A 22,325-nucleotide genomic window follows, 5' to 3' on the forward strand; every position below is an offset into this window, starting at 1 on the left:
TGATACTAGTCTGGTACGGTGAAGGGGTGGCAGGAGCCACCCCTTTGCGTACATGGAGCTGATGGTTTGAGGTTACGTAGCCCTTACTGGCTGTTCGTCGTGCTGATCCTGGCGCTGGCCGGCCTGCAGTATCGCCTGTGGGTTGGTGATGGCAGCCTGGCGCAGGTACGCGACCTGCAGAAGCAGATCGCCGACCAGCAGGGCGAGAACGAGCGCCTGCTCGAGCGTAACCGCATCCTCGAGGCGGAAGTCGCTGAGCTCAAGAAAGGCACCGAGACCGTCGAGGAACGTGCCCGCCACGAACTCGGTATGGTCAAGGACAAGGAAACCCTCTACCAGCTCGCGCAATGACCACACCCGCCTTCTGGGCCGTGATCCCGGCCGCTGGCATCGGTTCGCGGATGCGCGCCGACCGCCCCAAGCAATACCTCGACCTTGCCGGTCGCAGCATTCTCGAACGCACCCTCGACTGTTTCCTCGGCCATCCTCGGCTGAAGGGGCTGGTGGTGTGCCTGGCCGCCGACGATCCCTGGTGGCCGATCTTGCCGAGTGCTTCCAACGAACTGATCCAGCGTGCAGACGGTGGCCGCGAGCGCGCCGATTCCGTGCTCAATGGCCTGCTGCGTCTGACCGAGTTGGGCGCAGGCAGCGACGACTGGGTGCTGGTGCATGACGCCGCCCGGCCCAATCTGGCTCGCGCGGATCTGGATCGCCTGCTGGGCGAGTTGGAGTTCGACGCCGTGGGTGGCCTGCTCGGCGTACCCGCACGGGATACCCTCAAGCGTGTAGGTGCCGACGGCCGCGTGGTGGAAACCATCGACCGCAGCGTGGTCTGGCAGGCCTACACCCCGCAGATGTTCCGCCTCGGCGCGCTACATCGCGCGCTCGCCGATGCGCTGGTGGCCGATGCGGCCATCACCGACGAGGCTTCTGCCATGGAGTGGGCGGGCTATGCGCCGCGCATGGTGGAAGGGCGAGTAGACAACATCAAGGTCACCACCCCGGAAGACCTGCAGCGCCTGCAACGCAATTTCGCCAAGCACTGAATCCTTCGCAGCCGGGGCGGAGCACCCTGTAGGGGTGCGCCATGCGCACGATCGCGGGCACGGCCCGCTCCTACAGATTGAGCGCCGGGCATCAGCCCAGCAGTGGTACCTCGATCAGGAAGCGGAACAGCGCCCCGTGCTGCTCTACCGCCAGGCAATGGTAGCCATGGCGCTGGGTGTCTTCCGGAATGCCATGCACCGACTGCGAGCAGTCGGTGATCACCTCCAGGAGATCGCCCGGCTCGAGCGTCTCCAGGGTTTCCAGGGTGGCGATGGCGTTGTAGGGGCAGTGTTCGCCGCGCAGATCAAGCGATAGCGTCGGCATCTTGGTGTCGGGCATCGGACGGTTTCCGTTTGCGGGTGAAGCGTTGCGCGTTGAGTTGTACCAGCAGCATGCACAGGGCGAGGCCGGCGAAGGTGATCAGCAGGCCGCCACCGGGGCCGAACTCCTGCAGCAGGTTGAGCTTGGGATAGGGCAGGGCAAGGCTGGTGCCGAGCTGGTCCCAGTACACCGCGACCAGTGTGCCGCCGATGACGTTGCCGACGCCCACCACCCAGAAGTGCACCTGGCCTTCCATCGAGCGATACATCCAGCCTGTCTCGCAGCCGCCGGCCAGCACGATGCCGATGCCGAACAGCACGCCGCCGATCACGGCGTTCGGGCCCATCCAGAAGATCTTCGGTGGCAGGCCGTTGTGGATCGCTGCGAAGGTGCCGACGCAGGCGGCCGCCATGCCCAGCAGGATACCCAGTGCGGCCTGGGTCCGGCCGGTGGTCCAGAGGTCGCGGGCAGCGCTGGTGAAACAGATCTGCGCGCGCTCGATCAGGCCGCCGAACAGCAGGCCGAACAGGCAGGCCATGCCCAGCACCAGCGAGACTTCGAAGCGCCAGACTGCGAACAGCGCAGCGATCGCCAGCACGCCCATGCCCAGGCGCCATTGCAGCTTGGCACGGCGAGCGAGCGCTTCGGAGCTTGGCAAGGCGGCAGCCTTGCCGCCGACTTTGAGCGGAATGCGCAGGAAGGGCAGCAGGCTGATCTTCACGCCGAACCAGGCACCGATCACGGTGGAGAACATGAAGGCCCAGGCGTGCACGGAGAACATCGGGATGCCGGTGAAGAAGGCAGCCAGGTTGCAGCCCATCGCCAGGCGCGCGCCGAATCCGGCGATCACTCCGCCGATCAGGCCTTGCAGCAGGCGCCGCTTGCTGGTCGGCCAGCGCAGACTGACGTTGCCGGCCCAGAGTGCGCAGACCAGCGCGCCGAGGAACATGCCGATGATCATCACACCATCGATGCGATCCAGCGGCGAGCCTTGCAGGCCGATGATCTTGAAGTAGCTCCATTCCTGGGGCTGCAGGCCGAACCAGGACAGCACGTGGCCGCCCCAGCGGGTGAACTCGCCGGTTACCGCCCAGAAGGTGCCGGTCATGGCGAAGTAGTAGGCGGAGATGACGCCCAGGGCAACCAGGGTCGGCAGGGGCGACCAGAAGCGCAGCAGATAGCGCTCCCGGAAAGAAGAAAGGGCTGACATCTCGTCGTCCTTGATCCGAAGGGTGGGAAACCGCCCATTCTAGCCAACGCGTCTTTCAGGCGCTTGTTTCAGGGCAATGGAGTGGGTTGAAGATGCTGCAGGCCTTCCTTCAGATGATCCACCAGTTGCCGCACCTTGGGCGACAGGTGCCGTTGCTGTGGATAAAGTGCCCAGACCCCGGTGTTGGGCGGCTGGTGGGCTTCCAGCAGAGAGACCAGACGGCCGTTGCGCAGGTGTTCCAGCACGTAGTAATCCGGCAGCTGGCACAGGCCGAAGCCGCGTAGCGCTGCATCGAGCACCGCCTGGCCGCTGTTGCAGCGCCAGTTGCCCTGCACCCGGTGCTGGGTTTCGCGGCCGTCCTCGAGGAAGCTCCACTGGTCGCTGCTGCCCACCAGGCAGTTGTGTTGCGCCAGCTCCGCGACGCTCTGTGGTGCGCCGTGACGGGCCAGATAGTCCGGGGTAGCGCAGAGATACATCACGCGCGGCGCCAGGCGCGTCGCCACGAGCCGCGAATCGCTCAGGCGGCCGAGGCGGATTGCCAGGTCGAAGCCTTCGTGGAGCAGATCAAGCTGACGGTTGGACAGCTCGATCTCCACCCGCAGTTGCGGAAACTGCGCCATGAATTCGTTCACCAGCGGCACTACGAAGCGCTCGCCATAGGCCACGGCGCAGGTCATGCGCAGCAGGCCCTTGGGCTCGGCGGACAGGTCGCTGACCGCGCGCAGTGCTTCCTCGCGGGCGTCCTGCAGGCGCCGGCAATGCTGCAGGAAGGTCTGCCCGGCTTCGCTCAGCGTCACCTTGCGCGTGCTGCGGTAGAGCAGGCGCGTCTGCAGCCGCTCTTCCAGTCGCGCGACCTGGCGGCTGACGTGGGACGAAGAAACCCCGAGGCGTTCGGCGGCGGCGGTGAATTGGCCGGTTTCGGCGACGGCGACGAATTCGTCCAGTCCTTCCCAGCGGTGCATCTGGATTATCCCTGTATGGCAATAATGTTTTGATTATTGCCTGATTATTCCCTGAAACGGGGTTTTCTACACTTCCAAGGCTTTGGGGAGTGCTTTTGCCGCGCCGCCCCGAACGCTCCCCGACGTGGCCCAGGCCCGTCCCGGTTTCTCGGCCACCGCGCCGAACCCGTCCGCCCCAGGCGGGCGTTGTCGTTTCCTTCGTTCAGGAGTTTCCCGATGATCAAGTCCCGTGCCGCCGTTGCCTTCGCCCCCAACAAGCCGTTGGAAATCGTCGAAGTGGATGTGGCGCCGCCGCAGAAAGGCGAAGTGCTGGTGCGAATCGTCGCCACCGGCGTCTGCCATACCGACGCGTACACCCTGTCTGGCCAGGATTCCGAGGGCGTGTTCCCATGCATCCTGGGCCACGAGGGTGGCGGCATCGTCGAAGCGGTCGGCGAGGGCGTGACCTCGCTGAAAGTGGGCGACCACGTGATCCCGCTATACACCGCCGAATGCCGCGAGTGCAAATTCTGCAAATCCGGCAAGACCAACCTCTGTCAAGCCGTACGCGCCACCCAGGGCAAGGGGCTGATGCCCGACGGCACCAGCCGCTTCTCCTACAAGGGCGAGCCGATCTTCCACTACATGGGCTGCTCGACCTTCTCCGAGTACACCGTGCTGCCGGAAATCTCCCTGGCGAAGATCCCCGAGGAAGCGCCGCTGGAGAAGGTCTGCCTGCTCGGTTGCGGCGTGACTACCGGCATCGGTGCGGTGCTGAACACCGCCAAGGTGGAAGAGGGCGCCACCGTCGCCATCTTCGGCCTGGGCGGCATCGGTCTGGCGGCGATCATCGGTGCGAAGATGGCCAAGGCCTCGCGCATCATTGCGGTGGACATCAACCCGGCGAAATTCGACATCGCCAAGGAACTGGGCGCCACCGACTTCGTCAATCCGAAGGATCATCAGAAGCCGATTCAGGAAGTCATTGTCGAAATGACTGATGGCGGCGTGGACTATTCCTTCGAGTGCGTGGGCAACGTCCAGCTGATGCGTGCGGCGCTGGAGTGCTGCCACAAGGGCTGGGGCGAATCCACCATCATCGGCGTCGCCGGTGCTGGCCAGGAAATCAGCACCCGTCCGTTCCAGCTGGTTACCGGTCGCGTCTGGCGCGGTTCCGCCTTCGGCGGCGTGAAAGGCCGCACCGAGCTGCCGAGCTACGTGGAGAAGGCGCAGAAGGGCGAAATCCCGCTGGATACCTTCATCACCCACACCATGGGCCTGGAGAAGATCAACGAGGCCTTTGACCTGATGCACGAAGGCAAGAGCATCCGCTCCGTCATCCATTACTGATCGAACCGCCGGGCGTCCTGCGCGCCCGGCCTCACAGGAGGCTCCATGACGGATTCCATCGAACTCATCAGTACCCAGAAGAGCTTCGGCGGCTGGCATCAGCGCTACCGCCACCGTTCCGCCACCCTCGGCTGCGACATGGTCTTCGCGGTCTATCTGCCGCCCCAGGCCGAGCCCGAGGCGGGCTTGCCGGTGCTGTACTGGCTGTCCGGCCTGACCTGCACCGACGAGAACTTCATGCAGAAGGCCGGCGCGCAGCGCATGGCTGCAGAGCTGGGGATTGTCATCGTCGCGCCGGACACCAGCCCGCGCGGGCCGGAAGTGCCGGGCGATCCAGATGGCGCCTGGGACTTCGGCCTTGGTGCCGGCTTCTACGTCAATGCCACCCAGGAACCCTGGGCGCGCCACTACCGGATGCACGATTACGTGGTGCAGGAATTGCCTGCGCTGATCGAGGCGAATTTCCCGGTTTCCCAGAAGCGCGGCATCAGCGGGCACTCCATGGGTGGCCATGGCGCGCTGATCTGCGCCCTGCGCAACCCGGGCCGCTACCTGTCGCTGTCGGCCTTTGCGCCCATCACCCATCCCAGCGATTGCCCGTGGGGTCAGAAGGCCCTGGGCCGCTTCCTCGGAGAAGATCCGGCGGCCTGGCGTGAGTGGGATGCCGTGGAACTGCTGGCGAATGCCAGTGAGCGCCTGCCGATCCTGGTGGACCAGGGCGAGCGCGACGACTTCCTCGCTGTGCAGCTCAAGCCCGAAGCCCTGCGCGAAGCGGCCGCTGCGGTCGGCCATCCGCTGGACCTGCGCCTGCAGCCCGGCTACGACCACAGCTACTACTTCATTGCGAGCTTCATCGATGATCACCTGCGCCACCACGCTGCGGCGCTCTGTGGCTGACACCCTCGGGGCAGTGATCCGGTAGAATCGACGCCCTGACATCTACAGGGCGTTTTTTCATGCGTATCGGACATGGCTACGACGTGCACCGCTTCGGCGAGGGCGACTTCATCACCCTCGGCGGCGTGCGTATTCCCCACAAGTTCGGGCTCGTCGCCCACTCCGACGGCGACGTGCTGCTGCACGCTCTTTCCGATGCTCTGCTGGGCGCCTGCGCGCTGGGCGACATCGGCAAGCACTTCCCCGACACCGACCCACAGTTCAAGGACGCCGACAGCCGCGCACTGTTGCGTCACGTGCTGAGCCTGGTGGAGGCCAAGGGCTGGAAGGTGGAGAACGTCGACACCACCATCATCGCCCAGGCGCCGAAGATGGCGCCGCACATCCAGAGCATGCGCGAGAGTATCGCCGCCGACCTGAAGGTCGAGCTGGACCAGGTCAACGTCAAGGCCACCACCACCGAGAAACTCGGCTTCACCGGCCGAGAAGAGGGCATCGCGGTCCACGCAGTCGCCCTGCTGGTTCGCGCATGACGGAGCTGGAACTGCTGGGCCCGCGCGCCCATGGCGATGCCTGCGGAAGCGCTGTGCTCAAGGCCGTGGCGGAAGATTTCCAGGTCGACGAAGTGCTGGACATCCCGCTCTCCGGTGACGGCGAACACCTCTGGCTGTGGGTCGAGAAGCGCGGCCTGAATACCGAGGAAGCCGCCCGTCGCCTGGCCCGTGCTGCCGGCGTGCCGGTGAAGATGATCAGCTACGCCGGCCTCAAGGATCGCCAGGCGCTGACCCGTCAGTGGTTCAGTCTGCACCTGCCGGGCAAGTCCGATCCGGACCTGGCTGCCGCCGAGGACGACAGCCTGCGCATCCTCGAGCGCAATCGCCATCGCCGCAAGCTGCAACGCGGCGCGCATTCGGCCAACGGCTTCACCCTGCGCCTGACCGAGTTGCAGGCCGATCGCGAACAACTCGAAGCGCGCCTGAAGGCCCTGGTCGCCCAGGGCGTGCCGAACTACTTCGGTACCCAGCGTTTCGGCCATGACGGCGGCAACGTCTTCGACGCCCGTGGTTTCGCCGAGCGCGGCAAGTTGCCGGAACATCGCAACATGCGCTCGCGGATGCTCTCGGCGGCCCGCAGCTTCATCTTCAATCAGGTGCTGGCCCGCCGCGTCGCGGAAGGCACCTGGAACCAGGCGCGGGTTGGCGACCTGCTGGCGTTCACCGACAGCCGCAGCTTCTTCCCCGCTGGCGAAGCGGAGTGCTCCGACCCTCGCCTCGCCGCACTCGACCTGCACCCCACCGGTCCGATGTGGGGCGAGGGCGATTCACCGGCGACGAACCAGCCCGGAGAGATCGAAAGCAGCGTACAGCAGGCCGAGATGGCGCTTTGCCAGTGGCTCGCCAGTGCGGACATGGCGCACGAACGGCGCATTCTGCGCCTCCCCATCCCGGGTCTTACATGGCATTATCCCGCCCCTGACATTCTGCAACTGGAATTCGTCCTGCCGGCTGGCTGCTTCGCCACCGTGGTAGTGCGCGAGCTGATCGACCTCGTGCCGGCAGGGCAGACGGAAAGCCCATGCGCATATTGATTGCCAACGACGACGGGGTCACTGCACCCGGTATCGCCGCGCTTCACGACGCGCTGTCCGACTATGCGGACTGCATCGTGATCGCCCCGGAAGCCGATCGTAGCGGAGCGAGTAGTTCGCTGACGCTGGATCGGCCGCTGCATCCCCATCGCCTGGGCAATGGTTTCATCAGCCTCAACGGCACCCCGACCGACTGCGTGCACCTGGGCCTCAACGGCCTGCTCGAAGAAGTGCCGGAGATGGTCGTCTCGGGCATCAACCTCGGCGCCAACCTGGGCGACGACGTGCTCTATTCGGGTACTGTGGCAGCAGCCCTGGAAGGGCGCTTCCTGTCCCGCCCGGCCTTCGCCTTCTCGCTGTGCTCGCGCCTGACGGATAACCTGCCGGCCGCCATGCACTTCGCCCGCCTGCTGGTGGAGTCCCACGAGAAGCTCGAGCTGCCGCCGCGCACCGTGCTCAACGTGAACATTCCCAACCTGCCGCTGGAGCGTATCAAGGGCATCCAGCTGACCCGCCTGGGGCATCGTGCCCGCGCCAAGCCGCCGGTCAAGGTGGTCAACCCGCGCGGCAAGGAAGGCTACTGGATCGCCGCTGCCGGCGATGCCGAGGATGGCGGCGAGGGCACCGATTTCCACGCGGTCATGCAGGGCTACGTGTCGATCACGCCGCTGCAGATGGACCGGACCTTCCGGGAGGCGTTCAATGTCCTTGGCGACTGGCTCGGAGGGCTCGACCATGGCCAATGAATTGTCGCGTCGCGGCGGGATCGGCATGACCTCCCAGCGCACCCGCGAGCGTCTGATCCAGCGTCTGTACGAAGAGGGCCTTTCCAACGCCCGCGTGCTGGAAGTGATCCGCCGTACGCCGCGCCACTTGTTCGTCGACGAGGCACTGTCGCACCGCGCCTACGAAGACACCGCGCTGCCCATCGGGCACAACCAGACCATCTCGCAGCCCTTCATGGTGGCGCGGATGACCGAGTTGCTGCTGGCCGCCGGCCCGCTCGACAAGGTGCTGGAGATCGGCACCGGATCCGGCTACCAGACTGCTGTGCTGTCGCAACTGGTGGAGCGGGTGTTCTCCGTCGAGCGCATCCAGGCCCTGCAGGATCGCGCCAAGGAGCGACTTGCGGAGCTAAACCTGAGAAATGTTGTCTTTCGTTGGGGCGATGGCTGGGAAGGCTGGCCGGCTCTGGCGCCGTACAACGGCATCATCGTCACTGCGGCAGCGGCTGAGGTCCCGCAGGCGCTGCTGGACCAGCTGGCGCCGGGGGGGCGGCTGGTGATTCCGGTCGGTGGCGGCGAGGTGCAGCAGCTGATGCTGATCGTCCGCACTGAGGACGGATTCCAGCGCCAGGTGCTGGATTCCGTACGCTTCGTCCCGCTGCTCAACGGTCCGCTAGGCTGAGAGCAAGCCGGTCAAGGCTGCGGTAACTGCCGGCCAGTGAGGCTGGACGTCAATTCATGGATAAGGGGGATGGGTGAGCTTGACAGCGACCCTGTGTCAACGGAACTGGATCAAGGGCCTGGGCCACGCTGTGGTGGCCATCGCCGTCTGCTCTCTGCTGGCGGCCTGTTCTTCGACTTCGCGCAGCACCACGACCGTGGTGGACCGCAATGCCCAGCAGAAGCCGGCTGTCACCAGCGGGCAGTATCTGGTGCGTCGCGGTGACACGCTGTACTCCATCGCCTTCCGTTACGGCTGGGACTGGAAAGCCCTGGCCGCGCGCAACAACATCTCCGCGCCGTACACCATTCGCCCCGGCCAAACCATCCGCTTCGATGGTGGCTCGTCGACAGCACCGTCTGTCGCAAAAAATACGACGCCTGTCGCTCCGATCGTAGTCAACAAACCGACATCCACGCCGGCAACCGCCAGCAAACCGACCACTCCTGCTGTCACGGCTCCGGCGCAGCCCCCCGCCAGCGTCGGAACTCCGGCGGTCGCAGGGGGGGCTCCGGGGGGCTGGATATGGCCGACCAATGGCACTCTTATTGGGCGTTTTGCATCAAACGGCAGTTTGAATAAAGGGATTGATATAGGCGGGCAATTGGGCCAGCCTGTCCTGGCTGCGTCTAATGGCACGGTGGTGTACGCCGGTAGTGGTTTGCGGGGCTACGGCGAACTCGTGATCATCAAGCACAGCGATACCTACGTAAGCGCCTACGGTCACAACCGCAGGTTGCTGGTGCGGGAAGGGCAACAGGTCAAAGTCGGGCAGAACATTGCCGAGATGGGCTCCACAGGGACCGACCGGGTGAAGCTGCACTTCGAGATTCGCCGCCAGGGTAAACCTGTAGATCCGCTGCAATACCTGCCAAGTCGTTGATGCTTGCTGTTCCCCTGCGTGGGTGAGCGGGCCTAGGTGTCCTAAGGATAAGGACGCACCTGGGCTTGTTGTCGAACTCAGCAAGGGATAACGACATGGCACTTAAAAAAGAAGGGCCGGAGTTTGACGTCGATGATGAAGTGCTCCTGCTGGAGCCTGGCATCATCCTCGAAGAGTCATTTGCCGAAGAGCAGGTATCGCTTCGAGTCACTCCTAAAGCCACCTCACTCTCGTCTCTCAAGCAACACAAGCACATCGACTACAGCCGCGCGCTCGACGCGACCCAGCTGTATCTGAATGAAATCGGTTTCTCGCCGCTCCTGACTCCGGAAGAGGAAGTCCATTTCGCGCGTCTCGCGCAGAAGGGCGACCCAGCCGGGCGGCGGCGAATGATCGAAAGCAACCTGCGTCTGGTGGTGAAGATCGCGCGGCGTTACGTCAACCGCGGCCTTTCCCTGCTCGACCTGATCGAAGAGGGCAACCTCGGGCTGATCCGCGCGGTGGAGAAATTCGACCCCGAACGTGGCTTCCGCTTCTCCACCTATGCAACCTGGTGGATTCGTCAGACCATCGAACGGGCCATCATGAATCAGACCCGAACTATCCGTTTACCGATCCATGTGGTGAAGGAGCTCAATGTCTACCTGCGGGCCGCTCGCGAGCTGACCCACAAGCTGGACCACGAGCCGTCGCCCGAGGAAATCGCCAACCTGCTCGAGAAGCCGGTGGAAGAGGTCAAGCGGATGCTCGGTCTGAACGAGCGGGTCACTTCGGTGGACGTTTCCCTCGGCCCGGACTCGGACAAGACCCTGCTCGATACCCTGACCGACGACCGCCCCACTGATCCCTGCGAACTGCTGCAGGACGACGACCTCAGCGAGAGCATCGATCTTTGGCTGTCGGAACTGACCGACAAGCAGCGCGAGGTGGTGATTCGCCGCTTCGGCCTGCGCGGCCATGAAAGCAGTACCCTGGAGGAAGTTGGCCAGGAGATCGGCCTGACCCGCGAGCGGGTTCGGCAGATCCAGGTCGAGGCCCTCAAGCGTCTGCGCGAGATTCTCGAGAAGAACGGCCTGTCGAGCGACGCACTGTTCCAGTAGCGTGCAGGCCGACAACGAAGAAGCCCGGATGATTCCGGGCTTTTTTATGCGCCGCGATGTAAGCATTCGCTTACACAGTGTGTGAGTGTTCAGCTTAAAGTGCCGCCAGTCTTGACGTAGGTTTTTCGTATCTTATTGTTTTATAAGTGTTTTATTTCAATGATGGGATGCCGTCAGCGGTGAGTGCGCGGAAGTGTCCCAGTTGCCGCGTTCCTGCAGGCGGGTAATATCACTCCTGCGTACACGGAAAGGCGCAGGCCGGTAAGGATGTCGGTCAGGACCCACCGCAGGATGCGGTTCATCAGGATGATGAAGAAGGGAAGAAAGAGTGGGCGGGTTATCCCGCCCCTTTTTTTGCCTGCAGAAAAGTGAAGCCCCAGATGCAGAAAGGCCCGCACTAGGCGGGCCTTTTCTATTTCCGGAGGTGCTGGAAATCAGCGCTCCAGATACTGCATCTTGTTCGGCTTGCCGTCCCACTCTTCGGCGTCCGGCAGGGAATCCTTCTTCTCGGTGATGTTCGGCCATACATCGGCCAGATCCTTGTTCAGCTCGATGAACTCCTGCATGCCATCCGGGACCTCGTCCTCGGAGAAGATCGCCTGTGCCGGGCACTCCGGTTCGCACAGGGCGCAGTCGATGCACTCATCCGGGTGGATGACCAGGAAGTTCGGGCCTTCGTAGAAGCAGTCCACCGGGCATACTTCCACGCAGTCGGTGTATTTGCACTTGATGCAGTTGTCGGTGACGACGAAGGTCATTTCTAATTTTCTCCTCAGGCGGGCGGCTAAGCGCGCGCGATTCTAGCAGCTTGTCCAGCGGTCCGTCAGACCCGCATCTTCCATGCATATAACAAATCGAGAGCTTGACGCGGTGTCAGGTCGTCAGGGCTGACATGCATCAGCTCTTCGACGATCGGGTGCGGCAGGCTGGCGAACAGGTCGCTTTGCAGGGGGGCCGGGCTTTTCGGGTCGGTCGAACGCGACGCTTCATGGGGCAGGCTGGTGGTTTCCAGGCGCGACAGATGCTCGCGGGCGCGCTGAATTACCGCACCCGGCACACCGGCCAATTGCGCAACCGCGAGGCCATAACTCTGGCTGGCAGGACCGGGCAGTACGTGGTGCAGGAACACGATGCGCTCGTTGTGTTCGGTGGCGTTCAGGTGAACGTTGGCCACCGCCGGTTCGCTTTCGGGTAGCACGGTCAGCTCGAAATAGTGCGTCGCGAACAGGGTAAAGGCGCGCAGTTTGGCCAAGTGTTCGGCGGCGGACCAGGCCAGCGACAGGCCGTCGAAAGTGCTGGTGCCACGGCCAACTTCGTCCATCAGCACCAGGCTGCGGTCGCTGGCGTTGTGCAGGATGTTCGCGGTTTCGCTCATCTCCACCATGAAGGTGGAGCGGCCACCGGCGAGGTCGTCGGAGGAGCCGATACGGGTGAAAATTCGGTCCACCAGGGACAGTTCGCAACGCGCGGCCGGGACGAAACTGCCGATGTGCGCTAGCAGCACGATCAGCGCTGTTTGTCGCATATAGGTCGATTTACCGCCCATGTTCGGGCCGGTAATCACCAGCATGCGGGTGTCTTCGTCGAGGTTTAGGTCGTTGGCGACGAAGGGCGTATCCAGCACCTGCTCGACCACCGGGTGGCGGCCTTGCTCGATGAGGATGCCGGACTCTTCGACGAAGCGCGGGCGGTTCAGGTCGAGGTTCAGTGCACGCTCGGCGAGGTTGGATAGCACGTCCAGTTCGGCCAGGGCGGCAGCGGTGTCCTGCAGTGGCGCCAGTTGGCCGATCAGCAGTTCCAGCAGTTCTTCGTAGAGTTGCTTCTCGCGAGCCAGGGCACGGCTTTGGGCCGACAGCGCCTTGTCTTCGAAGGCCTTCAGTTCCGGCGTGATGAAGCGCTCGGCGCCTTTCAGGGTCTGGCGGCGGATGTAGTCGGCGGGTGCCTGTTCGGCCTGCACGCGGGGCAGTTCGATGTAGTAGCCGTGGATGCGGTTGTAGCCGACCTTCAGGTTCGGCAGGCCGGTGCGGGCCTTTTCGCGAGTCTCCAGGTCCATCAGGTACTGGCCAGCGTTTTCGCTGAGCATCTGCAGTTCGTCCAGCTCGGCGTCGTAGCCGCGGGCGATGACACCGCCATCGCGGATCACCGCCGGCGGGTTCTCGATCACTGCGCGGGCCAGCAGGTCGGCCAGTTCCGGGTAGGTGCGGATGCTGACGGCCAGTTCGCCCAGGTGCGGGGCTTCCAGCTCGGTCATGCCACTCTGCAGTTGCGGCAGGGCGGCGAGGGCGTCGCGCAGGCGCGCGAGGTCGCGCGGGCGGGCATTGCGCAGGCCGATTCGGGCAAGAATTCGTTCGACGTCACCGATTTCCTTCAGCTGCGGCTGGAGGACTTCGAAGCGATAGCGCTCCAGCAGGCAGGCAATCGATTCCTGACGGGCTTCGAGCACGGCTCGGTCGCGCAGCGGTCGGTTTAGCCAACGGGTCAGCAAGCGGCTGCCCATAGCGGTCTGGCAACGGTCGACTACCGACTGCAGCGTGTTGTCGCGGCCGCCGGCGAGGTTGGTGTCTAGCTCCAGGTTGCGGCGGCTGGCGCCGTCGAGGATCACGGTGTCGTCGATCCGCTCGTGACGCAGGCTGCGCAGGTGCGGCAAGGCGGTGCGCTGGGTTTCCTTGGCGTAGGTCAGCAGGCAGCCCGCGGCGCCGATGGCCAGGGTCAGCTCCTGGCACCCGAAGCCCTTGAGGTCCTGCACGCCGAACTGCTGGCACAGGCCTTTCTTCGCCGAGTCGCGATCGAAGTCCCAGGGCGCGCGGCGGTGCGCGCCACGGCGCTTTTCCGCCGGCAGGCCCTGGGGCCATTCGTCGGGGATCAGCAGCTCGGCGGGGTTCAGGCGCTCCAGTTCGGCCAGCAGGGTTTCCCAGCCTTTTATTTCCTGGACGTTGAAGCGGCCGCTGGTGATGTCCAGCACGGCAAGGCCGAACAGGCGCTCGTCGCCCAGCACTGCGGCGATCAGGTTGTCGCGGCGCTCGTCGAGCAGCGCTTCGTCGCTGACGGTGCCGGGGGTCAGGATGCGTACAACCTGGCGTTCAACCGGTCCCTTGCTGGTGGCCGGGTCGCCGATCTGTTCGCAGATCACCACCGATTCGCCGAGCTTCACCAGCTTGGCCAGATAGCCTTCGGCGGAGTGGAAGGGAATGCCGGCCATGGGAATGGAGTTGCCGGCGGACTGGCCGCGTGCGGTCAGTGTGATGTCCAGCAGTTTGGCGGCCTTCTTGGCGTCCTCGTAGAACAGCTCGTAGAAGTCGCCCATGCGGTAGAACATCAGTTGGTCCGGGTGCTGGTTCTTCAGCCTCCAGTACTGCTGCATCATCGGTGTGTGGGCGGAAAGGTCGCTCTGACTCATGGCTTCTGGCTGTCCGGCTTCAACATGCAAAAGCGCCTAGTGTACGGTATCCGCCTGGCCTTCTTTAACCCCGGAGCGCTCTGTGCCCGTTACCGATTCCTTTATTACTGAACTCTCCTCCCTGCTTGGCGCGCGGCTGGCTGCCAACAAATTGCGCGTCACGACTGCCGAATCCTGCACCGGTGGCGGCATTGCCGAGGCGATCACCCGTATAGCCGGAAGCTCCGCCTGGTTCGAGGCAGGCTACGTCACGTACTCCAACAGCCAGAAGACTCGTCAGCTGGATGTGCCGGCCGAGCTGTTCCCGCAAGTCGGCGCGGTGAGCCGTGAAGTGGTCGAGGCGATGGTCGCCGGCGCGCTGCCGCGAAGTGGGGCGGATATTGCCGTAGCAGTCAGCGGTATTGCGGGGCCGGATGGTGGTTCTGCCGAGAAACCCGTGGGCACCGTCTGGCTGGCCTGGAGGAAGGGCGGACAGGTGTTCAGCTCACGCCGCTTGTATGTCGGTGATCGGGAAGCTGTTCGCCGGCAGACCGTGGCGACCGCTCTGGAAGGACTATTGCGACTGGCGGACGGTGAAAATCCGATTCAGGGGTAGGCGAGCGGCTTGCCCTGTGGAATAATACTGGCTACTTATACAGTTGTTCGTGGCCGCCCGGCCGCCTGACTTCGCGAGGACTTCAATGGACGACAACAAGAAGCGCGCCCTGGCCGCGGCCCTGGGACAGATCGAACGCCAATTCGGCAAGGGCGCTGTCATGCGCATGGGCGACCATGAGCGCCAGGCAATTCCCGCCATCTCCACCGGCTCGCTGGGGCTGGACATCGCGCTGGGCATTGGTGGTCTGCCGCGTGGCCGTATCGTCGAGATCTATGGCCCGGAATCTTCGGGTAAGACCACGCTGACCCTGTCGGTCATCGCTCAGGCCCAGAAAATCGGCGCCACCTGCGCCTTCGTCGACGCCGAACACGCCCTGGACCCGGACTACGCCGGCAAGCTGGGCGTCAACGTCGACGACCTGCTGGTTTCCCAGCCGGACACCGGCGAACAGGCTCTGGAGATCACCGACATGCTGGTGCGCTCCAATGCCGTTGACGTGATCATCGTCGACTCCGTGGCCGCCCTGGTACCGAAAGCCGAAATCGAAGGCGAGATGGGCGATCAGCACGTCGGCCTGCAGGCCCGCCTGATGTCCCAGGCGCTGCGCAAGATCACCGGCAACATCAAGAACGCCAACTGCCTGGTTATCTTCATCAACCAGATCCGCATGAAGATCGGCGTGATGTTCGGCAACCCGGAAACCACCACCGGTGGTAACGCACTGAAGTTCTACTCCTCCGTCCGTCTCGACATCCGCCGTACCGGCGCGGTGAAGGAAGGTGACGAGGTGGTCGGCAGCGAAACCCGCGTCAAGGTCGTGAAGAACAAGGTTGCTCCGCCGTTCCGTCAGGCCGAGTTCCAGATCATGTACGGCCGCGGCATCTACCGTACCGGCGAGATCATCGACCTGGGTGTACAGCTGGGGCTGATCGAGAAGTCCGGTGCCTGGTACAGCTACCAGGGCAGCAAGATCGGCCAGGGCAAGGCGAACGCCGCCAAGTTCCTGGAAGACAACGCCGAGGTCTGCACCACCTTGGACAAGGCTATCCGTGACCAACTGTTGTCCAAGCAGACTCCGCCGACCAAGGCTGAGCTCGCTGCGGCGGAAGCCGAAGCAGAAGCTGAAGCCGACTACTGATAGCCATGGCCGTCGAGCTCGATAACCCCGTCGCGGTGCGGCGGGTCGCCATGGACCTGCTGGCGAGACGCGAGCATGGCCGGGCGGAGCTCTCGCGCAAGCTGCGGCAACGCGGTGCCACGCAGGACGTGATTGACCCAGCCCTCGACCGTTTGGCCGAGGAGGGGCTGCTCAACGAAAGCCGCTACCTGGAAAGCTACATCGCCAGCCGTGCGCGGGCCGGTTACGGTCCGGTGCGGATTCGCGAGGAGCTGTCGCAACGTGGTTTGCCTCGTAGCGAGATCGACGGTGCGCTGAGCGAGTCGGGTGTCGACTGGAGTGAAAACCTGCGTGAAGTCTGGCGCCGCAAGTTCGCCCGATTGCCGCAGGACGCTCGCGAGCGAGCCCAGCAGGGCCGGTTCCTGAGCTATCGGGGCTACTCGATGGAAGCCATCAGCCGGCTTCTGAGCGGTCGACGATCAGATGATTGAACGAAAAAGGCACCCACCGGGTGCCTTTTTTGTTTCCTTGCTCTGGAAGTTGCCCAGGAAATCAGCGCTCCCAGTTCTCCGGCTGGTTGATGAAGTTCAGCAGTTCCCTCAGGCGCCCATGGTCACGGCCATTGAAGGCGAAGGCCAGGCGGGTCAGGTGGGAGAACTCCGGCTCGTCCAGTTCCGATTCGCTGTAGGGCTGCTGGTGGAAGCCATCGGTGACGCACAGGCTCCCGAACTCGCGCTCCAGCAACTGCAATGCGCGTACGCTCAGCGGGTGGTTCAGGCGGATCACGAAGCGATCCTTGAGCCAGCGGCTGGAGTGGAAGTTGCTGTAGAACTGGGCGATTTCCTCGGCGGCGTCCTCGGCGGTGTGCACCAGTTTCATCAGGTTCATGTCGCTGGGCAGGATGTAGCCGTTGTCTTCAAGCTGTTCCTTGATGAACTCCAGGGCGTGGTCCCAGTAGTGTCCACCCGGTTGGTCCAGCAGCACGATCGGTACCAGCGGGCTCTTGCCGGTCTGGATCAGCGTCAGTACTTCGAGCGCTTCGTCCAGCGTGCCGAAGCCGCCCGGACAGAGCACCAGGGCATCGGCCTCCTTGACGAAGAACAGCTTGCGCAGGAAGAAGAAGTGGAAGGACAGCAGGTTGCTGGTGCCGTCCACGGTGCGGTTGGCGTGCTGTTCGAAGGGCAACGTGATATTGAAGCCAAGGCTGTTTTCCAGCCCGGCGCCTTCGTGGGCCGCGGCCATGATGCCGCCGCCAGCGCCGGTGATGACCATCAGGTCGTAGCGGGCAAGGGTTTCGCCCAGCTCGCGGGCCAGAGCGTAGACGGGGTGGTCGGCCGGTGTACGGGCCGAGCCGAACACCGTGACTTTGCGGCGACGCTTGAACTGCTCCAGGGTGCTGAAGGCGTGCTCCATCTCGCGCAGGGTCTGCAGCATGATCTTGGCGTCCCAGCGGTTGCGGTCGGCCTGGGCCATGCGGGCCACGGTGGTGAGCATCTCGCGGTACAGCGGCAGGTTCTGGCTGTTGCCGGGGGCGGCCAGTTCGGCCAGTTCCTCGATCTTCTGTGCGAGGTCGGTGCCGCTGGTCTGGAAGTGTCTGGAGAGGTAGTCGTCGGGCTCATAGGGCATGTTGATACTCCTTGTTCATCAACCCCTGATCGCCTGTCCGTGGGCGGCGCCGGCCACGCAAGGTGGCTCTGGCGTTGACGCATTGGCGCTTCGCCGCACGCACAGGGTTCAGCAGGAGGCCTGCCCAGTCTGGCACGCGGGGTGTGACAGTCGGTGAGGCCCCGATTTCAGATGGCGATCCGGTCTCCGGGCTCCGGAATGTTGGCCGTCCAGTTCAGGCGATCCTGGAGTGCACCCTTGAGTACATCCATCTTTTCCCGCTCGCCATGTATCAGGTATAGCTCGGGTTTGTTCTCGAAGTGGCCAACCCACTGAATTAATTGTGATTGTCCCGCATGAGCGGAGAACCCTCCGAGGGTATGGATCTGCGCTTTCACGCTGATGCGCTGGCGCAGGATGCGCACCGTCTGGGCGCCGTCGACGATGGCGCGGCCCAGCGTGCCCTTGGCCTGGAAGCCAGGGAAGACGATATGGCATTCCTCGCGCCAGAGGTTGTGCTTGAGGTGGTGGACGATGCGCCCTCCGGTGCACATGCCGCTGCCGGCGATAATGATGGCCCCGCTCTTGATCCGGTTCAGCGCCATGGATTCATCGGCGCTCTGGGTGGTGCGCAGGATCGGCAGCCACTCGCCGACCTTGGCCGTGCCGGTACCGCGCATGTACTCGCGGTCGACGTCGGCGATCTCGCCGATGTGTTGCAGGTAGATGTTGTTGGCCCGGGCGGCCATGGGACTGTCGAGGTAGACCACCTGCTGCGGCAGGCGACCTTCCTGGTAGAAGCGCCCGAGGTAGTAGATCAGGTCCTGGGTGCGGCCGACGGCGAACGACGGGATCAGCACGTTGCCGCCTTCGTTCTGCGCGCGTTGCAGGATGCCGGCCAGTTCCAGCAGAGTTTCGTTGGCGTCGCGGTGGTCGCGGTCGCCGTAGGTGGATTCCAGTAGCACCACGTCGGCGCGGGTCAGCGGGGTCGGCGTGCGCATCAGTGGCGAGCAGGTGCTGCCCAGGTCGCCGGAGAACACCAGGCGGCGGGTCGAGCCGAACTCATGGATTTCCAGTTCGACGATGGCCGAGCCGAGGATGTGCCCGGCGTTGTGGAAGGTCACGCGGATGCCGCGCGCTACGTCTACCGTGCTGCCATAGCTGACGCGGCGGCGCTGGTTCAGGGCGCGGGAAGCGTCTTCGACGGTGTACAGCGGCTTGACGGGCGGCTTGCCCAGGCGCGCGCGCCACTTGTTCTCCCATTCGGCGTCCTTCTCCTGGAGGTGCGCCGAGTCCATCAGCATCAGCTCCAGCAGGTCGCAGCAGGATTCGGTGGCGTAGATCGGACCCTTGTAGCCTTCCTTCGCCAGGCGCGGCAGGAGGCCGCTGTGGTCCAGGTGGGCGTGGGACAGGACGACGGCATCGAGTTCCTTCGGGTCGAAAGGGAAGGGCGTGCGGTTGGTCGCTTCGTTTTCGCGGGTACCCGTGTTGCCGCCGCGCCCCTGGCGCATCCCGCATTCGAGCAGCACGCGGACGCCGTCGCGGGTTTCCAGGAGGTAGCAGGAACCGGTGACTTCCTGGATCGCGCCGATGAAAGTGAGAAGCGCCATGTCGTCTCCTTGTGGGAATTCTCTTTCAGCCTTGCTCGAATGGTCGGGGCGCTCGTTGATACATGTCAGCGCCGGTCCGATCCGTGGCGACCTAGACTTTCCTGCAAAGCCAAGGGAGAGCCGAGATGCCACAGATACTGCCCAGTCCCGAGGAACTCGACAGCCACGCGGCAGCCGAGCCGGAGTTTGCCCGTTGGCGGCAAGGCCGTGGACCGCTTCAGCATAGCCCGCAGACCCAGGCGGCGGTCTTTCGTGTCGCTCATCAATTGGTCCAGTACGGCTTGCAGCCTGATCTGCCCAGCATCTACCGGCTGTTCGGCGCGCTGGACCGGCTGACCTGCGCCGGCCTCTGGCTGGTGGCGCACATGACCTATGCCACGCGCGTCCGCCTCGATGGCGCACCGTTGCAGGTGGAGGATTTCAAGGCTCAGCCGGAAGGTCACACCGGCGGCGCGCTGAACATGGTGCCAGCCTACGCCGGTTACCTCGCCCTGAATGCCCTGAGCGGCAAGACCCGCGGCTGGCTGATGGGGCAGGGGCACTGTGTGGCAGCGATCGACGCGCTCAACGTGCTCACCGGTAACCTGCATCCGGATCAGGCTGTCGCCTATGGAAGCGGCGCGGCTGGGCTGGATCGGCTGATGCAGGACTTCTACAGCTACGCGCAGCAGCCGGACGGCAAGGTCGCCGCGCCGCTGGGCAGCCATGTCAACCCGCATACCGCTGGCGGCATTGCCGAAGGTGGCTACCTCGGCTTCGCCGAGCTGATGTATGCGCATATGCCGCTACCGGGCGAAACCCTGGTGGCCTTCCTTTCCGACGGCGCCGCCGAGGAGCAACGCGGCAGCGACTGGATTCCCCGCTGGTGGCGCGCCGAGGATTGCGGCACCGCGCTGCCGGTGATGATCGCCAACGGCCGGCGCATCGAGCAGCGTACCGACCTGGGCAGCCACGAAGGATTGGAAGGCTTCAAGCTGCACCTGCGGCGCTGTGGCTTCGACCCGATCAGCTTCGATGGGCGTGACCCGGCGGCATTCGTCTGCGCCCTGTGGGAAATGGAAGAGCGCCTGCAACACCGCGTCGACGAGAAGGCGCGCGGCATCCTGCGCTATCCGCTGCCGATTCCCTATGGCATTGCCGAGACGACCAAGGGTTACGGCTTCTACGGGGCCGGCAGCAACGCCGCACACAACCTGCCGCTGCCAGGTAACCCCAGCGTGGACGCCGAGGCGCGCGAGCTGTTCAACCAGCATGCGGCGCCGCTGTGGGTCGAGCCGGAAGAACTGGCCGAAGCATGCCGGATGTTTGCCGATTCGCGCAGCGGCCGCGTAATGGAGCGGGACAACCCGCTGGCCGTGCGTCGGCCCATCGAACCTTCGATCCCGCCGCTGCATTACCGCAACGACGAATGCTCGCCCATGGCCGCGCTGGATCGCTTTTTCGTTGACCTGTGCGGCGCCAACCCGGACCTGCGCGCTCGCGTCGGCAACCCGGACGAGCTGGCGAGCAACCGCCTGGGCGGCGTGCTCAAGGCGCTGCGGCACCGGGTGAGCGAGCCGGAAAGCGATCTCGAGGCCGTGGATGGCCGGATCATCACCGCACTCAACGAGGAGGCGGTGGTTTCCGCCTGCCTGGCCAACCAGGGCGGGCTGAACCTGGTGGCCAGCTACGAAGCCTTCTGCGTGAAGATGCTCGGGGCCGTGCGCCAGACGCTGATCTTCGCCCGTCAGCAGAAGGAAGCCGGGCGCCCGGCTGGCTGGCTTGGCTGGCCGCTGGTGGCGACTTCGCATACGTGGGAGAACGGCAAGAACCAGCAGTCACACCAGGACACCACCTTCTGCGAGGCGCTGCTGGGCGAGATGAGCGACATGGTTCGGGTGGTTTTCCCGGCCGACCACAACAGTCACCTGGCCCTGCTGCCGGACATCTACCGCAGTCGCGGGCAACTGGCCTGCATCGTGGCACCCAAGCGCGAGCGTCCGGCCGTGTTCAACCAGGCCCAGGCGGAACAACTGGCCCGCGATGGCGCGATCCTGATGGACGAACATCCCGGTGCCGAGCCACTGCTGCTGATCGCCAACGGCAGCTACCAACTGGCCGAGATGCGTCGCGCCGCGTTGCGGCTGGAGGAGGCCGGTTATCCGTATCGGTTGGTCTATCTGCAGGAGCCGGGGCGCTTCCGCGCGCCGCGTGACAACTGGGAGTTGCAGGCGCTGACGGATGAGTCCGTGGCCATGCGTTTGTTCCCAGACCATTACCAGCGCCGCGTGCTGCTCACTCACATGCGTCCGGAAGTGGCGCGCGGGCACCTCTGGCCGATTCTGCCGGACGCCTTGAAGACGGCGGTGCTGGGCTATCGCAACCAGGGCGGTACGCTGGACGAGGCGGGCATGCTGTTTGCCAACCGCTGCAGCTGGGCCCACGTGCTGGCGGCCTGCGCGCGGTTGCTGGGTGTGCCGCGCAGCGCCTTGCTAGCGCCGGACGAAGCGGCGGCGGTGGCCGGCAAGGAGAATCCGTCCGTGCTGCGCTGACGAGCGCTGGCGCAACCGCCACAGGGCGGTTGCGCGGGCCTCAGCGCTTGAGCGCTTTGATCAGGTCGTCCAGGCCATCGATCTTCAGTTCCAGGGTCAGCTGCATCAGCCGGCCCAATTCGCCGGCCGGAAACTGCCCCTTTTTGTGGAACCACAGCAGGTACTCGTCAGGCAGGTCCACCAGCATGCGACCCTGGTACTTGCCGAAGGGCATCGGCGTACGCGCGATCTTCAGCAGCATTTCCTTGTCGAGCATGGGTGCGGCTTACTTCTTCAGCTTGATCTTGCAGCTGCCAGCGTCGAAGCGCTCGGTGGCGACCGGGGCGTTGGTCTTGTACTCGGTGAAGCTGTAAGTGAGGATCGCGCCCTCGGCCAGCAACTGGCGGTAGGCGGTGTTGCTGCAGACGCTGTCGCCCAGCTGGCTGCGCACGCTGTCGGGGTTCTCGCGCATGCGCTCGGCATGGCTGGCGCGCACGCTCAGGTGGTTGATCAACTGCGGGCCGTCGACGGTGTAGCCCTGGTCGAGGATGTCCTCGTTGATGGCGCGCGGGGTGCCTTCGCTGCTTTCCTTGGCGACCTTTTCCAGGGTCTGGGTCAGTTCGAAGTCCTTCTTCGACGCGGCGTGCGCGACGGGAATGACGAGGCAGAGGGCGAGGGCGGTGAGGCGCAGCATGGGCATCTCCT

General features: G+C 64.5%; 23 protein-coding genes. 14 read left to right on the top strand and 9 right to left on the bottom strand.

The genetic code is table 11. The features are described 5' to 3' along the window. The first annotated feature begins 66 nt into the window (after window positions 1–66). Together ftsB and ispD are read left to right on the top strand one after the other, a co-directional pair. Complete coding sequence (ftsB, locus tag IB275_RS08135) at window positions 67–351, top strand: cell division protein FtsB (RefSeq protein WP_017521200.1); 285 nt, start codon at window positions 67–69, stop codon at window positions 349–351. Then, a complete protein-coding gene (gene ispD / locus IB275_RS08140) occupies window positions 348–1,046 on the top strand; it encodes a 2-C-methyl-D-erythritol 4-phosphate cytidylyltransferase (RefSeq protein ID WP_192289329.1) in 699 nt (232 codons plus the stop codon). Before ftsB ends, ispD begins: the two co-directional genes overlap by 4 nt. Before the next feature lie 91 nt (window positions 1,047–1,137). On the opposite strand, the gene yedF is transcribed toward ispD, so the two are convergent. The 3 genes from yedF to IB275_RS08155 form a co-directional block, all read right to left on the bottom strand. Further along, window positions 1,138–1,386 carry a sulfurtransferase-like selenium metabolism protein YedF gene (gene yedF, locus IB275_RS08145; RefSeq protein ID WP_192289327.1) on the bottom strand — a complete coding sequence of 83 codons (249 nt, stop codon included), beginning with the start codon at window positions 1,384–1,386 and terminating at the stop codon, window positions 1,138–1,140. Then, entirely contained in the window at window positions 1,352–2,578 is a 1,227-nt protein-coding gene (yedE, locus tag IB275_RS08150) for a selenium metabolism membrane protein YedE/FdhT (protein ID WP_192289325.1), read from the bottom strand. Before yedE ends, yedF begins: the two co-directional genes overlap by 35 nt. 68 nt (window positions 2,579–2,646) lie before the next feature. After that, window positions 2,647–3,540: a LysR substrate-binding domain-containing protein gene (locus tag IB275_RS08155; protein ID WP_192289323.1), complete on the bottom strand. Its 894-nt coding sequence runs from the start codon at window positions 3,538–3,540 to the stop codon at window positions 2,647–2,649. A 216-nt stretch (window positions 3,541–3,756) separates the two neighbouring features. Here IB275_RS08155 and IB275_RS08160 point away from each other — a divergent pair, with 216 nt between their 5' ends. The 8 genes from IB275_RS08160 (at window position 3,757) to rpoS (ending at window position 10,783) form a co-directional block, all read left to right on the top strand. Next, window positions 3,757–4,869 carry an S-(hydroxymethyl)glutathione dehydrogenase/class III alcohol dehydrogenase gene (locus tag IB275_RS08160; RefSeq protein ID WP_138522672.1) on the top strand — a complete coding sequence of 371 codons (1,113 nt, stop codon included), beginning with the start codon at window positions 3,757–3,759 and terminating at the stop codon, window positions 4,867–4,869. A 45-nt stretch (window positions 4,870–4,914) separates the two neighbouring features. Beyond that, window positions 4,915–5,766, top strand: a complete 852-nt coding sequence (gene fghA / locus IB275_RS08165) for an S-formylglutathione hydrolase (RefSeq protein WP_081517909.1) — start codon at window positions 4,915–4,917, stop codon at window positions 5,764–5,766. 59 nt (window positions 5,767–5,825) lie between these two features. Next, window positions 5,826–6,299, top strand: a complete 474-nt coding sequence (gene ispF, locus IB275_RS08170) for a 2-C-methyl-D-erythritol 2,4-cyclodiphosphate synthase (protein WP_192289321.1) — start codon at window positions 5,826–5,828, stop codon at window positions 6,297–6,299. Next, entirely contained in the window at window positions 6,296–7,354 is a 1,059-nt protein-coding gene (truD, locus tag IB275_RS08175; protein ID WP_081517911.1) for a tRNA pseudouridine(13) synthase TruD, read from the top strand. Before ispF ends, truD begins: the two co-directional genes overlap by 4 nt. Then, window positions 7,342–8,100 (top strand): 5'/3'-nucleotidase SurE, encoded by a 759-nt coding sequence (gene surE / locus IB275_RS08180; RefSeq protein ID WP_081517912.1) that lies wholly within the window; start codon window positions 7,342–7,344, stop codon window positions 8,098–8,100. The genes truD and surE overlap by 13 nt, the downstream gene beginning before the upstream one ends. 25 nt (window positions 8,101–8,125) lie before the next feature. After that, window positions 8,126–8,761, top strand: coding sequence for a protein-L-isoaspartate(D-aspartate) O-methyltransferase (locus IB275_RS08185; protein WP_139791561.1), 636 nt, complete (start codon window positions 8,126–8,128; stop codon window positions 8,759–8,761). Between the two features lie 73 nt (window positions 8,762–8,834). After that, window positions 8,835–9,683 (top strand): peptidoglycan DD-metalloendopeptidase family protein, encoded by an 849-nt coding sequence (locus tag IB275_RS08190; protein ID WP_405306688.1) that lies wholly within the window; start codon window positions 8,835–8,837, stop codon window positions 9,681–9,683. Window positions 9,684–9,778: 95 nt separating this feature from the next. Beyond that, the gene (gene rpoS / locus IB275_RS08195; RefSeq protein WP_045210031.1) at window positions 9,779–10,783 is read left to right on the top strand and encodes an RNA polymerase sigma factor RpoS; all 1,005 of its coding nucleotides are present in this window, start codon (window positions 9,779–9,781) and stop codon (window positions 10,781–10,783) included. A 434-nt stretch (window positions 10,784–11,217) separates the two neighbouring features. Here rpoS and fdxA read toward each other — a convergent pair whose 3' ends face one another. Both fdxA and mutS read right to left on the bottom strand, forming a co-directional pair. Continuing rightward, the gene (fdxA, locus tag IB275_RS08200) at window positions 11,218–11,541 is read right to left on the bottom strand and encodes a ferredoxin FdxA (protein ID WP_015476292.1); all 324 of its coding nucleotides are present in this window, start codon (window positions 11,539–11,541) and stop codon (window positions 11,218–11,220) included. 65 nt (window positions 11,542–11,606) lie between these two features. Further along, window positions 11,607–14,180: a DNA mismatch repair protein MutS gene (gene mutS, locus IB275_RS08205; protein ID WP_192318979.1), complete on the bottom strand. Its 2,574-nt coding sequence runs from the start codon at window positions 14,178–14,180 to the stop codon at window positions 11,607–11,609. Window positions 14,181–14,262: 82 nt separating this feature from the next. On the opposite strand from mutS, the gene IB275_RS08210 reads away from it, so the two are divergent. The 3 genes from IB275_RS08210 (at window position 14,263) to recX (ending at window position 16,386) form a co-directional block, all read left to right on the top strand. Continuing rightward, window positions 14,263–14,775: a CinA family protein gene (locus IB275_RS08210; protein ID WP_192289315.1), complete on the top strand. Its 513-nt coding sequence runs from the start codon at window positions 14,263–14,265 to the stop codon at window positions 14,773–14,775. 85 nt (window positions 14,776–14,860) lie between these two features. Then, window positions 14,861–15,916: a recombinase RecA gene (gene recA, locus IB275_RS08215; RefSeq protein WP_081517917.1), complete on the top strand. Its 1,056-nt coding sequence runs from the start codon at window positions 14,861–14,863 to the stop codon at window positions 15,914–15,916. A 5-nt stretch (window positions 15,917–15,921) separates the two neighbouring features. Next, the gene (gene recX / locus IB275_RS08220; RefSeq protein WP_192289313.1) at window positions 15,922–16,386 is read left to right on the top strand and encodes a recombination regulator RecX; all 465 of its coding nucleotides are present in this window, start codon (window positions 15,922–15,924) and stop codon (window positions 16,384–16,386) included. A gap of 61 nt (window positions 16,387–16,447) precedes the next feature. On the opposite strand, the gene IB275_RS08225 is transcribed toward recX, so the two are convergent. Together IB275_RS08225 and IB275_RS08230 are read right to left on the bottom strand one after the other, a co-directional pair. Continuing rightward, entirely contained in the window at window positions 16,448–17,521 is a 1,074-nt protein-coding gene (locus tag IB275_RS08225) for an LOG family protein (protein WP_192289311.1), read from the bottom strand. 167 nt (window positions 17,522–17,688) lie between these two features. Then, complete coding sequence (locus IB275_RS08230; RefSeq protein WP_192289309.1) at window positions 17,689–19,110, bottom strand: MBL fold metallo-hydrolase RNA specificity domain-containing protein; 1,422 nt, start codon at window positions 19,108–19,110, stop codon at window positions 17,689–17,691. A 125-nt stretch (window positions 19,111–19,235) separates the two neighbouring features. Between IB275_RS08230 and IB275_RS08235 the strand changes: the two genes are divergently transcribed. Further along, window positions 19,236–21,641: a phosphoketolase family protein gene (locus IB275_RS08235; RefSeq protein ID WP_192289307.1), complete on the top strand. Its 2,406-nt coding sequence runs from the start codon at window positions 19,236–19,238 to the stop codon at window positions 21,639–21,641. Window positions 21,642–21,681: 40 nt separating this feature from the next. Here the strand turns inward: IB275_RS08235 and IB275_RS08240 are convergent, their stop codons facing one another. Both IB275_RS08240 and IB275_RS08245 read right to left on the bottom strand, forming a co-directional pair. Then, complete coding sequence (locus IB275_RS08240) at window positions 21,682–21,897, bottom strand: DUF3820 family protein (protein WP_045210039.1); 216 nt, start codon at window positions 21,895–21,897, stop codon at window positions 21,682–21,684. A gap of 9 nt (window positions 21,898–21,906) precedes the next feature. Next, window positions 21,907–22,314 carry a quorum-sensing-regulated virulence factor family protein gene (locus IB275_RS08245; RefSeq protein ID WP_017518004.1) on the bottom strand — a complete coding sequence of 136 codons (408 nt, stop codon included), beginning with the start codon at window positions 22,312–22,314 and terminating at the stop codon, window positions 21,907–21,909. Between the last annotated feature and the right edge of the window lie 11 nt (window positions 22,315–22,325).

Source organism: Pseudomonas sp. PDM21, from assembly GCF_014852505.2.
Classification (GTDB): domain Bacteria; phylum Pseudomonadota; class Gammaproteobacteria; order Pseudomonadales; family Pseudomonadaceae; genus Pseudomonas.

Coding starts and splice junctions, on each gene's coding strand:
- ispD (WP_192289329.1), top strand. CDS start 348: ATGACCACACCCGCCTTCTGGGCCGTGATCCCGGCCGCTGGCATCGGT.
- yedF (WP_192289327.1), bottom strand. CDS start 1,386: ATGCCCGACACCAAGATGCCGACGCTATCGCTTGATCTGCGCGGCGAA.
- yedE (WP_192289325.1), bottom strand. CDS start 2,578: ATGTCAGCCCTTTCTTCTTTCCGGGAGCGCTATCTGCTGCGCTTCTGG.
- IB275_RS08155 (WP_192289323.1), bottom strand. CDS start 3,540: ATGCACCGCTGGGAAGGACTGGACGAATTCGTCGCCGTCGCCGAAACC.
- IB275_RS08160 (WP_138522672.1), top strand. CDS start 3,757: ATGATCAAGTCCCGTGCCGCCGTTGCCTTCGCCCCCAACAAGCCGTTG.
- fghA (WP_081517909.1), top strand. CDS start 4,915: ATGACGGATTCCATCGAACTCATCAGTACCCAGAAGAGCTTCGGCGGC.
- ispF (WP_192289321.1), top strand. CDS start 5,826: ATGCGTATCGGACATGGCTACGACGTGCACCGCTTCGGCGAGGGCGAC.
- truD (WP_081517911.1), top strand. CDS start 6,296: ATGACGGAGCTGGAACTGCTGGGCCCGCGCGCCCATGGCGATGCCTGC.
- surE (WP_081517912.1), top strand. CDS start 7,342: ATGCGCATATTGATTGCCAACGACGACGGGGTCACTGCACCCGGTATC.
- IB275_RS08185 (WP_139791561.1), top strand. CDS start 8,126: ATGACCTCCCAGCGCACCCGCGAGCGTCTGATCCAGCGTCTGTACGAA.
- rpoS (WP_045210031.1), top strand. CDS start 9,779: ATGGCACTTAAAAAAGAAGGGCCGGAGTTTGACGTCGATGATGAAGTG.
- fdxA (WP_015476292.1), bottom strand. CDS start 11,541: ATGACCTTCGTCGTCACCGACAACTGCATCAAGTGCAAATACACCGAC.
- mutS (WP_192318979.1), bottom strand. CDS start 14,180: ATGAGTCAGAGCGACCTTTCCGCCCACACACCGATGATGCAGCAGTAC.
- recA (WP_081517917.1), top strand. CDS start 14,861: ATGGACGACAACAAGAAGCGCGCCCTGGCCGCGGCCCTGGGACAGATC.
- recX (WP_192289313.1), top strand. CDS start 15,922: ATGGCCGTCGAGCTCGATAACCCCGTCGCGGTGCGGCGGGTCGCCATG.
- IB275_RS08225 (WP_192289311.1), bottom strand. CDS start 17,521: ATGCCCTATGAGCCCGACGACTACCTCTCCAGACACTTCCAGACCAGC.
- IB275_RS08230 (WP_192289309.1), bottom strand. CDS start 19,110: ATGGCGCTTCTCACTTTCATCGGCGCGATCCAGGAAGTCACCGGTTCC.
- IB275_RS08235 (WP_192289307.1), top strand. CDS start 19,236: ATGCCACAGATACTGCCCAGTCCCGAGGAACTCGACAGCCACGCGGCA.
- IB275_RS08240 (WP_045210039.1), bottom strand. CDS start 21,897: ATGCTCGACAAGGAAATGCTGCTGAAGATCGCGCGTACGCCGATGCCC.
- IB275_RS08245 (WP_017518004.1), bottom strand. CDS start 22,314: ATGCTGCGCCTCACCGCCCTCGCCCTCTGCCTCGTCATTCCCGTCGCG.